This window comes from Paracoccus acridae (assembly GCF_014642735.1).
Taxonomy (GTDB): Bacteria; Pseudomonadota; Alphaproteobacteria; order Rhodobacterales; family Rhodobacteraceae; genus Paracoccus; species Paracoccus acridae.
Genome location: NZ_BMIV01000010.1, coordinates 1 through 13,184 on the forward strand (window position 1 = coordinate 1; position 13,184 = coordinate 13,184).

A 13,184-nucleotide genomic window follows, 5' to 3' on the forward strand; every position below is an offset into this window, starting at 1 on the left:
CGCTCGGTCGCGGCCTCGATCACCAGGTCGCACTGGCCGAGGTCCGCCAGCCGCAGCGTGGTGCGGATCCGCGCCATCGCGGATTTCTTCGCATCGGCGTCGATCTTGCCGCGCCCGACCTGGCGTTCCAGGTTGCGGTCGATCAGCGACAGGGCCTTGTCCATCGCATCCTGGCTGATGTCGGTCATCACCACGTCGTATCCGGCAAGCGCAAAGACATGCGCGATCCCGTTGCCCATCTGGCCCGCACCGATCACGCCAACCGTCTGAATCGTCATGGCCCGACATCCTCGGCAAACCGCCATTCCCCGTCACCCAGGGCCGGGGCCGCGCGGTCATGGGTCAGCCTGCTGCGGCCAAAGCGGATGGGGGTGCGCAGCCCGGCAATGCCTTCGGGTGCGACCCGCAGGCCGCGCGCCGCGATCTGCGGTTCGGACAGCGCCTCGGCCACGTCGTTGACGGGGCCTGCGGGCACGCCCACAGCCTCCATCGCGGCGATCAGGTCGGCGCGAGTCCGGCGCAGGGTGGCGTCCGACAGCATCGGCACCAGCCTGTCCCGATGGGCAACGCGGGCCGGGTTGGTGGCAAAGTCGGGATCCGTGGGCAGGTCCAACAGGTCCAGCACACGGCACAATGCCGCAAATTGCCGGTCGTTGCCGCAGGCCACGATCAGATGGCCGTCGGATGCGGGGAACAGCTGGTAGGGCACGATATTGGGATGCGCGTTGCCCAGCCGATGCGGCACCGTTCCGCCCAGCAGGAAGTTCGTGGCCTGGTTCGCCAGCACTGCCACCCCGCAATCCAGCAGCGACAGATCCAGATGCTGCCCACGGCCCGACCGTTCCCGTTCCGCCAGAGCCGCCTGCACGGCGATCACCCCGTAAAGCCCGGTGAAGATGTCGATCCAGGCCACGCCGACCTTCTGCGGTTCTCCGTCGGGCGCGCCGGTCAGGTCCATGATCCCAGACATGCCCTGGATCAGGAAGTCGTATCCCGGCTGCGTCGCGCGCGGCCCGTCCTGCCCGAAGCCGGTGATCGAGGCGTAGACGAGCCTTGGATTGCGCACTGACAGCGTGTCATAGTCCAGCCCGAAGCGGCGCAAGCCCCCGACCTTGAAATTCTCGACCACCACGTCGGCATCGTCGATCAGGCCACGCAGCCGGTCCAGGTCGGCCGGGTCGTTGAAGTCGCAGGTGACCGAGGTCTTGCCCCGGTTCGCGGCGTGGAAATAGGCCGCGACCTTTTCAGTGGTGCCATCCGCGCGGGGGCGGTCGATGAAGGGCGGGCCCCAGCGGCGGGTGTCGTCGCCCTCGGGGGCCTCGACCTTGATGACCTCGGCGCCCAGGTCGGCCAGCGTCTGGCCGATCCAGGGACCGGCCAGGATGCGGGCCAGTTCGACCACGCGCAGGCCCTTCAGCGGCGCATCAGCCAAAGGCCTGGATCCCGGTCTGCGCGCGGCCCAGGATCAGCGCGTGGACATCATGCGTGCCTTCGTAGGTGTTCACGGTTTCCAGGTTCTGGGCGTGCCGGATGACGTGGTATTCGCTGGAAATGCCGTTGCCGCCATGCATGTCGCGGGCCATGCGCGCGATATCCAGGGCCTTGCCGCAGTTGTTGCGCTTGACGATGGAGATCATCTCGGGCGCGAAGCGGCCTTCGTCGAACAGGCGGCCGACGCGCAGGGACGCCTGCAGGCCAAGGGCGATTTCCGTCTGCATGTCGGCCAGCTTCTTCTGGAACAACTGCGTCGCGGCCAGGGGACGGTTGAACTGGTGGCGGTCAAGCCCATACTGGCGGGCGCGGAACCAGCAATCCTCGGCCGCCCCCATCGCACCCCAGGAAATGCCATAGCGCGCGCGGTTGAGGCAGCCGAAGGGCCCGCCCATGCCCTCGATGTTCGGAAGCAGCGCGTCCTCGCCGACCTCGACGTCGTCCATCACGATCTCTCCGGTGATGGAGGCGCGCAGCGACAGCTTGCCCTCGATCTTGGGCGCAGACAGTCCCTTCATGCCCTTTTCCAGCACGAAGCCGCGCACCTTGCCGCCATGGGCGTCGGATTTCGCCCAGACCACGAAGACATCGGCGATGGGGCTGTTGGAAATCCACATCTTCGCGCCGTTCAGCACATAGCCGCCCTCGGTCTTCTTCGCGCGGGTCTTCATGCCCGCCGGGTCGGACCCGGCATCCGGTTCGGTCAATCCGAAGCAGCCGATGTATTCGCCACTGGCGAGTTTCGGCAGATAGCGTTGCTTCTGCTCCTCGCTGCCATAGGCCTCGATCGGGAACATCACCAGCGAACTCTGCACCGAGGCCATGGACCGATAGCCGCTGTCGATCCGCTCGATCTCTCGCGCCACCAAGCCGTAGGCCACATAGGAGGCGCCGACCCCGCCATAGGCGTCGTCCACCGTCACGCCCAGCAGCCCCGCCGCGCCCATCTCGCGGAAGATCTCGGGGTCGGTCGTCTCGTTCAGATAGGCGTCGGTGACGCGCGGGGCCAGCCGGTCGGCCGCAAAGGCCGCGGCGCTGTCGCGGATCATCCGTTCCTCTTCGGTCAGTTGCTCGTTCAGAAGAAACGGATCGGCCCAGTCGAACGCCGCGCCTTTGTGGGATTTGGTGGACATCGCAAGCTCCTGCCTTGTTGCGGCAAGGGTATCCAATTGTCAGCCACATCAAAAATGATAAATTTCCATGAGATCATGTATAGGATGAATGATCATGCGGATCAGGCGATACCTGCCGAACCTCAGCCTGCTTCTGGCCTTTGACGGGGTCATGCGGCACGGGTCGGTCACGGCCGCCGCGCAGGAAATGGGCCTGACGCAAAGCACCGTCAGCCGCCTGGTCCAGACGCTGGAGGAGCAGATGGGCCAGCCGCTGTTCTCGCGCCACCGCCGCCGCCTGATCCCAACCGAAGCGGCCACGCGCTATCACGCCGACATCTCGGCCGCGCTTGACCTGATCCAGCGCGGCGGCATGTCGCTGATCGCCAATCCCGAAGGGGGCAGCATCAACCTGGCGGTGCTGCCGACCTTCGGCACCCGCTGGCTGGCCCCGCGCCTGCCGGGCTTCATGACCCGGCATCCGGGGATCATGGTGAACCTGACCACGCGCTTCCAGCCGGTGTCCTTCAGCGACGAGCCCTTCGATGCCGCGATCATCTATCACCAGGGCGAAACCGCGCCTGACGACAGCCTGCTTCTGTTCGGCGAAAGCCTGACGGCCTGCGCAAGTTCGGCCTTCCTGGCGGCCAATCCGATCACGCAGCCGGGCGACATGGCGGGTCTGGTGCTGCTCTATCTGCAAACCCGGCCCGGTGCCTGGGCCGACTGGTTCCATGGGCAGGGGGCGCAGGCGGTTCCTTCGGGCGGGATGGTGATGGACCAGTTCTCCATGATGATCCAGGCCGCCATATCGGGACTGGGGGTGGCGCTTCTGCCCGACTATCTGGCCCGCCAGGAAATCGCCGAAGGCCATTTGCTGCCTGTCCTGCAACAGGCGGTTCCCGGACGCGGGGCCTATCGGCTGGTCTGGCCCAGGACGCGGGCCGAATCGCGCCCGCTGATCCATTTCCGCGACTGGCTGGCAGCCGAGGTCAGTTAGGCGCGGTCAGACCGGATCGCGGTCCAACTCGGCGGCGACGGCCGCATCGCCGGGCATGTCGTTTTCCGATCTGCCAAGACCTCCCACAGCATAAAATGCAGGTGGTCTACGCGCGGGTTGCCGTATCCCCCAGCGGAACCCCCAACCGCCGCATGCGATATCTTCCTCTTGATATTCGGCTGAAAATTTTCCTTTACAAATGACATAAAGAGATAACAATAAATGAAAGGCAGTCGTGGATCCGGCGTGGAGGAGGCAGGCTCCGAGGGCAAGCCAAGGCCCGATCCGCAGGCGCAGGCAGAGGAGGTCTAGGAATGGAAATGTCGTCGCTGACGGCCCGGCAGCTTTACGAACATGCCAAGGCAAATCCCACACGCCGCCGCTTCGGCTTTGGCAAGAAGCCGATGCTGATCAACATCGACCTGCAACTGGCCTATACCGGCCTGGGCGAATTCGCGACGGCTTACGAAACCGACCCCAAGCAACTGGACTATGTGAACCAGCTGGCCGACCTGGCCCGCGCCAAGGGCCTGCCGATCACCTGGACCTATGTCGCCTATATGCAGTCGGGCGAGGATTGCGGCGTCTGGGGCACGCGGACCGACACGCCGGATTCGCTGCAGAACATCAAGGTGGGGTCGCGCCGCGCGGAATTCGATCCGCGCCTGAAGATCGACCACGACCGCGACATCGTCATCAACAAGCGCATGGCATCGCCTTTCCACGAAACGAACCTGCAATCGCTGATGGTCTGGCACGGCTGCGACACGGTGGTGCTGACCGGTGGGTCCACCTCGGGCTGCGTGCGGGCCTGCGTGGTGGACGCGATCTCTCGCGGCTATCGGGTCATCGTCCCCGAGGAATGCGTGGCTGACAAGCACGAAAGCCCGCATTTCGCCAATCTCTACGACATCTCGGTCAAGTATGGCGACGTGATCCCGGTGGCCGAGGCGATCGCCTGGTATGACGCCTATCAGCCCGAGGCGCGCTGAGATGGGCGCGGAACCGATGCAGTCGGACCTGGGGCTTTACGACTATCTGCCCTGGCCCGGACGGCCCAAGATCACCTGGCCCGGCGGCAAGAAGCTGGCCGTCTGGATCGCGCCCAATATCGAATTCTACGAATACGATCCGCCGAACAACCCGACCCGCACCCCCTGGGGACGCCCGAACCCCGATGTGCTGCAATATTCCCATCGCGACTATGGCAACCGCGCGGGATGGCAGCGGATGATGGCGGCGATGGACCGGGCGGGCTTTCGCGGATCGGTGTCGCTGAACGTCGCGCTGTGCGATCATCACCCGGAAATCATCCGCGCCTGCGCCGACCGGGGGTGGGAGTTCTTTTCCCACGGCATCTACAACACCCGCTATGTCTATAACATGACGGTGGACCAGGAACGCCGGATCATCCGCGACGCCTTCGACACGGTCAGGAAGCATACCGGGCAGGAACTGGCGGGATGGCTGTCGCCCGCGCTGTCGAACAACCTGTGGACCATGGACATCCTGGCCGAGGCGGGGATCCAGTACACCTGCGACATGTTCCACGACGACCAACCAATGCCCGTGAAGGTCAGGTCGGGCAAGTTGATCTCGATGCCCTATTCGCTCGAGATGAACGACGTGATCGTGTATAACAGCCAGAAGGTCACGCCGCGCCATTACGGCGAAATCATCCGCCGGCAGTTCGACCAGCTTTACAGGGAATCCGACGACAGCGGCATGGTCATGTGCATCCCGCTGCACCCCTATCTGGTGGGCCAGCCGCACCGCATCGACGCCTTTGCCGAGGCCATCGACTATATCGCCGGCCATGATGGCGTCTGGCAGGCCACGGGCCGCGAAATCGCCGAGGCCTATCACGCCAGCGGCGCCTATGACGCGATGAGTGCCGCTGCCGCCCGGCACGCACAGGGGGACCGCTGATGTCGCTTCCCGAAGACTACCTGCACTATCCCGCCCGCCGCTATGGCATGGACCACGACCGCTACGACTGGTCCGACATGTTCGCGCGCAAGCCGATCGCCTGGCCCGGCGGCGCGCGGGTCGCGCTGTCCATCGTCACCCATGTGCAGCATTTCCCGCTGGACATGCCCGCCAAGCCCTTCAAGGCGCCGGGCGCGCTGTCGATGCCCTATCCCGATTTCCGCTATTTCACCAACCGCGACTATGGCAACCGGATCGGCGTGTTCCGCATCCTGCGGCTGCTGGCGGAAAAGGGGCTGCAGACCAGCTTTGCCGTCAACGGCTGCATCGCCACCCGCTATCCCGCGCTGCTGAAGGCCGTGGTGGAAGGCGGGCACGAGGTCGTGGCCCATGGCCTGGACATGGGCAAGGTCCATCATTCGGGCCTGTCGGTCGAGGATGAGAACGCCATCATCGCCGAAACCCTGCGCCTGCTGCGCGGCGCAACCGGCCAGCCGGTCGAGGGTTGGCTGTCGCCGGGCCGGGCGCAAGGCTTCAACACGCCCGAACTGCTGGCCCGCAACGGCATCCGCTGGAACCTGGACTGGGCCAATGACGACCTGCCCTATCGGATGCGAACGGCGGACGGCGCGCTTCTGGCGATGCCGCTGGCCTATGAGACCGACGACCGGGTGGTCGCCAACGAATATTTCCAGTCCGAGCCTGAATGGGTCCAGCAGGTCAAGGACCGCTTCGACGTGCTGTATCGCGAAAGCGCCGAATACGGCGGCCGGGTGATGAGCCTGCCGCTGCATTCCTGGGTGTCGGGCATGCCCTATCGCGTCGAATACCTGCGCGAGGTGCTGGACTATATCCTAGGCCATGACGGCGTCTGGACCGCCCCGGTGGGCCAGATCGCCGCCGCGGCCGAAAGCCAGGTCTGACGGGCCTGCATTGACAAGGAACGGATCGCCATGACGCCAGCATCCGACACCACGCCGCGAACCCTGTTCGGCAAGATCTGGGATGCGCATGAAATCCTGCGGCACCCATCCGGGCAGTCGCTTCTGTATATCGACCGCGACCTGATCCACGAGGGCAGCTTCCACGCCTTCGCCGACCTCAAGCGTCGCAATCTGCGCCCGCGCCGTCCGCAGCAGATCTTCGGCATCGCCGACCATTACGTCCCCACCCTGGGGCGCAGCGCAGACGATGCGGCAAGCCCCGCCATCGCCCGGATGATCCGCACCTTTGACGAGAACATGGAATGGGGGGGCCTGCGCCATTTCGGCATCGCCAGCCGCGAACAGGGCATCGTGCATGTCGTGGCGCCCGAACAGGGCATCACCCTGCCCGGCCTGACCATCGTCTGCTCGGACAGCCACACCTCGACCCAAGGCGCGCTTGGCGCGATCGCCTTCGGGATCGGACAGTCGGAAAACGCCCATGTTCTGGCGACCCAGACCCTGTGGCAGATGCGGCCCAAGACCATGCGGGTGACGGTGGACGGACGGCTGGGCCAGGGCGTCACCGCCAAGGACGTGATGCTGGCGCTGATCGCACGGATCGGGGCTGCGGGCGCAGGCGGGCACGCCATCGAATATGCAGGCCAGGTGGTGCGTGACATGTCGATCGAGGCGCGGCTGACCATGTGCAACCTGTCGATCGAGGCCGCCGCCCGCCTGGGCATGGTCGCCCCGGACGAAACCACCTTCCGCTATGTCGCCGGACGCCATTATGCGCCCACCGACCAGGAATGGGATCTGGCCATGGCGCAGTGGCGGGCGCTGCCGACCGACGACGGCGCGACCTTCGACCGCGAGGTGGAACTGGACGGCGGTGCCATCGCGCCCATGGTGACCTGGGGCACAAGCCCCGAGGATGCCGTCCCGATCACCGGCCGCATTCCCGACCCCGCCAGCTTTGCCAGCGCGGATAAGCGCAAGGCCGCCGCCAAGTCGCTGGAATACATGGACCTAGCGCCGGGAACCGAACTGGACGGCCTGCCCATCGACCGGGTCTTCATCGGCTCCTGCACCAACAGCCGGATCGAGGATCTGCGCGCCGCCGCAGCCATCCTCAAGGACCGCAAGGCAGCCATTCCCGCCATCGTCGTCCCCGGTTCCACCCAGGTCCGCGAACAGGCCGAGGCCGAGGGCCTGGCCCGCATCTTCCGCGAGGCGGGCTTCGAATGGCGGCAATCGGGCTGTTCCATGTGCGCGGCGATGAACGGCGACGTGGTCGGGCCGGGCGAACGCTGCGCCTCGACCTCGAACCGGAACTTCGTGGGGCGGCAGGGGCCGGGCGCGCGAACCCATCTGGTCAGCCCGGCCATGGCCGCCGCCGCCGCGATCACCGGGCGGCTGACCGATGTCCGCAGGCTGTAAGGAGGATGCGATGAAGGCCTTCACCCGCGAAACCTCGACCGTCGCTTATGTTCCCGGCGTCAACTGCGACACCGACCAGATCATCCCTGGCCGCTTTCTCAAGGCCGACCGGGCCGAGGGTTACGACAAGTTCCTGTTCCACGACATCCGCCGCGACGCGGACGGCAACCTGGACCCCGGCTTTCCGCTGAACCGTCCCGACGCAGAGGGGGCCAGGATCCTGCTGGTCGAGGACAACTTCGGCTGCGGGTCGTCCCGCGAAGGCGCGGTCTATGCCCTGGCCGATGCGGGGATCCGCGCGCTGCTGGCGCCCAGCTTCGGCGACATCTTCTTCAACAACGCGCTGAAGAACGGCATCGTCCCTGTCCGCCTGCCCGTTGCCACCTGCGAGGCCTTGGCGGACCGCCTGGCCGCCGACCCGCAAGCCACCGTCACCGTGGACCTGGAAGCCGCGCAGGTGATCCTGCCCGGCGATCTTGGCGCCCACCCGATCACCATCGACGCCTTTGCCCGCGACTGCCTTTTGCAGGGCCTGGACGAGATCGAGATGACCTTCACCTACATGGACCGGATCACGGCTTTCGAGGCCGAAAGGATGGCCCGGAACCCCTGGCTGGGGCGCTGACGACGCCCGGCCCACGCCTTTACCCAGTCACACAACATAACAAGCAGGGAGACGACAATGACATTCACACTCAATCGCCGCGGCTTGCTGAAGGCCTCGGGCGCGGCCGCCCTTGTCAGCGGGCTGTCCATGCCCTCGATCCTGCGCGCGCAGGGCCAGACCGTGAAGATCGGCGTGCTGGAGCCGCTGACCGGCAACCTGGCCTATAACGGCACGCAATGCGCGGCAGGCGCGAAGTTCGCCGCCGACGCGATCAACGCCGCAGGCGGCATCAAGAGCATGGGCGGCGCGCAGATCGAACTGGTCGTCGTCGATGCCCAAAGCCGCCCCGAGATCGCGGCCTCCGCCGTGGACACCCTGGCCGAGGCGGGCGTGGTGGCCTTCACCGGCGCAAGCGCATCGGCCCTGGGGCTTGCCTCGTCGCAGGCGGCGGCGAAATACGACCTGGCGCAGGTGTTCTCCATCGGCACCGCCGAGACGATCGTGGAACGCGGGCTGCCCAACGTCTTCCGCTTCACCCCTGGCGTGAATAAATGCACCAGCGTCGCCCTGGAAAACCTCAAGCAGTTGAACGCGGCCGCTGGCAATCCCGTCAAGACCGCCGCCATCGTCCACGAGGACGGCCCCTTCGGGTCGAACATGGCCAAGATCATGGCCGAGCAGCTTCCCCAGCAGGGCATCGAGGTGGTCGAGACGATTTCCCACCCCACGCCGCATCGCGACTTCAACAACATCGCGCTGCGGGTCAAGGCGTCGGGCGCGAATATCCTGATCCCGTCGAACTACCTGAACGAATACACGCTGATGGCCCGCGCCCTGCGCCAGCAGCGGGCGGAACTGATGGCGATCTATTCGATCCTGGGCGGGGCCGCGTCCAACATCAAGTTCGTGCGCGAAAACAACGACGTGGCGCAGTATGTGATGGACTGCAACCACTGGTACGACCCCAACAAGCCGGAATCCAAGGCGCTTGCGGCCAGCGTGGCGCAGGCCGGTCTGGACCTGACCTATGACGTGATGGTGTCCTATGCCACGATCCAGGTCATTGCCGACGCGCTGGAACGCGGCGCCTCGACCGACCGCAAGGCGATGATCGAGACGCTGGCGGCCTCGACCTACGACGGCTCTATCATGCCATACGGCCCGACCAAGTTCGTCAATGGCGACAACGTCAACTCGCAGCCGGTGAACACCCAGATCCGGGGCGAGGAGATCGAGCTGGTCTTCCCCGAAGAATACGCCACCGCCGAGCCGGTCTTCCCGGTCCCGCAAGAAGGCTGATCCGACCAGGCCCCCGCCGGCAGGCGGGGGCCACCGGCCGACCCCTGACAAGCGAGTGTCCATGTCCAGCCTGATCCTGCCCGCCGTGCTCAGCGGCCTGACGATGGGGGCCGTCTATGCGCTTGTCGCGCTTGGCCTGACCCTGATCTATGGCGTTTTGCACATCATCAACTTCGCCCATGGCAGCCTGCTGATGCTGGCGCTGTATGCGGCCTATTTCCTGTTCGTCCACATGGGCCTGGATCCCTATCTGGCGATCCCGATCCTGCTGCCGGTGTTCTTCTGCCTGGGCTATGTCCTGCAACGCTGGGTGATCGCCCCGATGAGCGGCGGGTCGGAACAGAACGTCCTGCTGGTGACGCTGGCGCTTGCCCTGATCATCGACAACCTGGCGCTTTACTTCTGGACGTCGAACACGCGCAGCGTGGACATCCCTTATGCCTATAACACGGTGGAATTCCTGGGCGCCTATCTGCCGCTGGGCCGGGTGATCGCCTTCTTCGCGGCCCTTGCCGCCGCGCCCCTGCTGTGGCTGTTCATGACCCGCACCCGCACCGGATCGGCCATCCGCGCCGTCGCCATCGAAAAGCGCGGGGCCGAGATCGTGGGCATCGACGTGAACCACACCTATGCCATCTGCTTCGGCATCGGCACGGCCTGCGTGGCGCTTGCCGCCTGCCTGCTGCTGCCGACCTTCTATGTGACGCCGCAGGTGGGTTACACCTTCGTGCTGGTGGCCTTTACCACCGTCGTCCTGGGCGGCATGGGCAGCCTGCCCGGCGCGCTGATCGCGGGGCTGCTGCTGGGGGTGATCGAGTCGCTCTGCGGGCTGTTCCTGGGCGAGAGCCTGGGCCAGATCGGCATCTTCACCGCCTTCATCCTGATCCTGCTGTTCAAGCCCTCGGGTCTTCTGGGCCGGAGGGCCGCGTGATGAAACCGCAATCCATGGGACAGGCGGTCCTGATCGCCCTTGCGCTGATCTATCTGGCCAGCCTTTACTTCATGTCCTCGCCCGTCTGGATGGGCTTCACCATCAACGCGCTGATCGTCGCAGTCGTGGCGCTTGCCTGGAACATCACCGGCGGCTTCGGGGGCATGGCGTCCTTCGGCCATGCCGCGATGTACGGGACCGGCGCCTATGCCTCGGCCATCTTGCAGGTGCAGTATGGCATCAACGCCTGGATCGCGTTTGCGGCCGGGATCGTGGCGGGCGCGGCCATGGGCGCCTTCATCGGCGCGCTTGCCTTCCGCTATGGCCTGAAGGGGTCGTATTTCGCGCTTGTCACGCTGGCCTTTGCCGAGGTGCTGCGGATCTGCGCGTCGTCATTCGCCATCACCGGCGGCGGCAGCGGCTTGCAGTTGCGGCTTGATCCGGGGCTGTCCACGCTGCAGTTCAACGACCGTACCGTGGTCTATACGATCCTGCTGGTGATCGTGGCCCTGGTCATGGCGCTGACCGCCTGGCTGAAATATTCGCGCTTCGGCGCCTATCTGATCGCCGTGCGCGAAAACGAGGACGCGGCCCGCGCCCTTGGCATCGACACCTATCGCATCAAGGTCAAGGCCATGGCGATCTCGGGCGCCTTCGCGGGTCTGGCGGGGGTGCTTTACCTGCAGGTCTGGCTGTTCATCGACAGCGCCGTCGTCTATGGCAGCGCCGTCTCGATCGAGGCGCTGATCGGCCCGATCATCGGCGGCGCGGGCACCGTCTGGGGACCGCTGATCGGCACGCTGGGCCTGCATCTGCTGGGCGAAGGCGCGAAACACCTGCTGCACAACGCGCCGGGCCTGAACTTCGTGCTTTACGCGGTGGTCCTGATCTGCGCGCTGCGCTTCCTGCCGCAGGGCCTGATGGGGCTTGCCGGTCGCATCGGCACCTTCCGCAAGAAGGAGGACGACAATGCTTGAGGTCCGCAACCTGTCCAAAAGCTTCGGCGGCCTGAAGGCGGTCAGCGATGCATCCCTGGACGTGCCCGAAGGCGGCATCGTCGGCCTGCTGGGTCCGAACGGCGCGGGCAAGACCACCTGCTTCACCATGATCGCGGGCTTCACCAAGCCCAACGAGGGCACGGTGCGCTTCATGGGCCAGGACATCACCGGCCTGCCCCCGCACCGCATCTGCGCCATGGGCATGATCCGCACCTTCCAGATCGTGCAGCCCTTCGCGGGCCTGACGGTCCAGGAAAACATCGCCGTCGGCGCATACCTGCACCACCACGACCGGGCCGAGGCGATGGCCGTGGCGCGCCAAGTCGGCAAGCGGCTGGGCATGGGCGCGATGCTGGACCGCCCGGCCTCGTCGCTGACCATCGCGGGGCGCAAGCGGCTGGAATTGGCCCGCGCGCTTGCCACCGGCGCGAAACTGCTGCTGCTGGACGAGGTGATGGCGGGCCTGATCCCGTCCGAAGTGTCGGAAATCGTCGGCATCATCCGCCAGATCCGCGACGAAGGGCATACCTTCCTGATGATCGAACATGTGATGCAGGCCGTGATGAGCCTGGCCGAGACCGCCTATGTGCTGAACCACGGCAAGATGATCGCCCATGGCACGCCCAGGGAACTGGTCCAGGATCCCGGCGTGGTCGAGGCCTATCTGGGCCACGGCGCCGCCGCCCGCCTGCAGGAGGGGAACCATGCTTGAGATTTCCGGCATCCGCGCGGGCTATGGCTCCATGGCCGTGCTGCAGGGCATCGACATGCGCGTCGAGGCGGGCGAGATCGTGGCCCTGCTGGGGTCGAACGGGGTGGGCAAGACCACGCTGAACAACGTCATCTCGGGCTTCATCCGCCCCAGTGCGGGCGAGGTCCGGTTCGAGGGCGCGAAGATCACCGGCATGAAGCCGCGCGACATCGTGGCGCTTGGCATCGCCCAGGTGCCCGAAGGCCGCAAGATCTTCCCCAACCTGTCGGTCGCGGAAAACCTGGAACTCGGCGCCTTCCGGCGCGCCACCGCCAACCGCAAGCAGAACTTCGACCGCATCTGCACGATCTTCCCGCGCCTGCGCGAACGGCTGGACCAGCTTGCGGGCACGCTGTCGGGGGGCGAACAGCAGATGCTGGCGATCGGGCGCGGCATGATGTCCGAACCCAAGCTGCTGATCCTGGACGAACCGTCCCTGGGCCTGTCGCCCCTGATGGTCGAGGAGATGTTCGGCCTGATCGGGCGCATCAACGCCGAGGGCTGCGCCGTGCTGCTGGTGGAACAGAACGTGATGCAGTCGCTGAACGTCGCAAGCCGGGCCTATGTGATCGAACAGGGCCATCTGGTGATGCAGGGGGGCGCCGCCGGGATGCTGGCCGACCCGCAGCTGCGCCAGGCCTATCTGGGTCTTTGACGGCCCGCCCGCCGGGCGCGCGTCGTCCGGCGGCACAACAGACGC

Annotated in this window: 14 protein-coding genes; 11 read left to right on the forward strand and 3 right to left on the reverse strand. The window is 65.9% G+C overall.

The annotated features are described in order from the left end of the window. The 3 genes from IEX25_RS13830 to IEX25_RS13840 form a co-directional block, all read right to left on the reverse strand. Positions 1-278, reverse strand: a 278-nt coding sequence (locus IEX25_RS13830) for a 3-hydroxyacyl-CoA dehydrogenase NAD-binding domain-containing protein (protein ID WP_229665223.1), incomplete at its 3' end; no start/stop codon positions are given. After that, positions 275-1,432, reverse strand: coding sequence for a CaiB/BaiF CoA transferase family protein (locus tag IEX25_RS13835; RefSeq protein WP_188715692.1), 1,158 nt, complete (start codon positions 1,430-1,432; stop codon positions 275-277). The genes IEX25_RS13830 and IEX25_RS13835, both read right to left, overlap by 4 nt. Then, positions 1,425-2,624 carry an acyl-CoA dehydrogenase gene (locus IEX25_RS13840; RefSeq protein WP_188715694.1) on the reverse strand — a complete coding sequence of 400 codons (1,200 nt, stop codon included), beginning with the start codon at positions 2,622-2,624 and terminating at the stop codon, positions 1,425-1,427. The genes IEX25_RS13835 and IEX25_RS13840 overlap by 8 nt, the downstream gene beginning before the upstream one ends. A 94-nt stretch (positions 2,625-2,718) precedes the next feature. Between IEX25_RS13840 and IEX25_RS13845 the strand changes: the two genes are divergently transcribed. The 11 genes from IEX25_RS13845 to IEX25_RS13895 all read left to right on the forward strand — a co-directional run bounded on the left by IEX25_RS13845 (position 2,719) and on the right by IEX25_RS13895 (position 13,139). Then, positions 2,719-3,603 carry a LysR family transcriptional regulator gene (locus IEX25_RS13845; RefSeq protein ID WP_188715825.1) on the forward strand — a complete coding sequence of 295 codons (885 nt, stop codon included), beginning with the start codon at positions 2,719-2,721 and terminating at the stop codon, positions 3,601-3,603. A 314-nt stretch (positions 3,604-3,917) separates the two neighbouring features. Continuing rightward, on the forward strand, positions 3,918-4,595 hold the full coding sequence (locus IEX25_RS13850) for an isochorismatase family protein (RefSeq protein ID WP_188715696.1): 678 nt from the start codon (positions 3,918-3,920) through the stop codon (positions 4,593-4,595). A gap of 1 nt (position 4,596) precedes the next feature. After that, a complete protein-coding gene (locus IEX25_RS13855; RefSeq protein WP_229665225.1) occupies positions 4,597-5,532 on the forward strand; it encodes a polysaccharide deacetylase family protein in 936 nt (311 codons plus the stop codon). Beyond that, complete coding sequence (locus tag IEX25_RS13860) at positions 5,532-6,455, forward strand: polysaccharide deacetylase family protein (RefSeq protein ID WP_188715698.1); 924 nt, start codon at positions 5,532-5,534, stop codon at positions 6,453-6,455. Before IEX25_RS13855 ends, IEX25_RS13860 begins: the two co-directional genes overlap by 1 nt. A 30-nt stretch (positions 6,456-6,485) precedes the next feature. After that, entirely contained in the window at positions 6,486-7,898 is a 1,413-nt protein-coding gene (gene leuC, locus IEX25_RS13865; protein WP_188715700.1) for a 3-isopropylmalate dehydratase large subunit, read from the forward strand. A gap of 10 nt (positions 7,899-7,908) precedes the next feature. Then, positions 7,909-8,523 (forward strand): 3-isopropylmalate dehydratase small subunit, encoded by a 615-nt coding sequence (gene leuD / locus IEX25_RS13870; protein WP_188715702.1) that lies wholly within the window; start codon positions 7,909-7,911, stop codon positions 8,521-8,523. Positions 8,524-8,580: 57 nt separating this feature from the next. Next, the gene (locus tag IEX25_RS13875; protein ID WP_103174086.1) at positions 8,581-9,804 is read left to right on the forward strand and encodes an ABC transporter substrate-binding protein; all 1,224 of its coding nucleotides are present in this window, start codon (positions 8,581-8,583) and stop codon (positions 9,802-9,804) included. Positions 9,805-9,865: 61 nt separating this feature from the next. After that, on the forward strand, positions 9,866-10,735 hold the full coding sequence (locus IEX25_RS13880; RefSeq protein ID WP_229665227.1) for a branched-chain amino acid ABC transporter permease: 870 nt from the start codon (positions 9,866-9,868) through the stop codon (positions 10,733-10,735). Beyond that, positions 10,735-11,712, forward strand: coding sequence for a branched-chain amino acid ABC transporter permease (locus IEX25_RS13885; protein ID WP_103174088.1), 978 nt, complete (start codon positions 10,735-10,737; stop codon positions 11,710-11,712). Before IEX25_RS13880 ends, IEX25_RS13885 begins: the two co-directional genes overlap by 1 nt. Then, entirely contained in the window at positions 11,705-12,445 is a 741-nt protein-coding gene (locus IEX25_RS13890) for an ABC transporter ATP-binding protein (RefSeq protein ID WP_103174089.1), read from the forward strand. The genes IEX25_RS13885 and IEX25_RS13890 overlap by 8 nt, the downstream gene beginning before the upstream one ends. Next, entirely contained in the window at positions 12,438-13,139 is a 702-nt protein-coding gene (locus IEX25_RS13895; RefSeq protein ID WP_103174090.1) for an ABC transporter ATP-binding protein, read from the forward strand. Before IEX25_RS13890 ends, IEX25_RS13895 begins: the two co-directional genes overlap by 8 nt. The last annotated feature ends 45 nt before the right edge of the window (positions 13,140-13,184 follow it).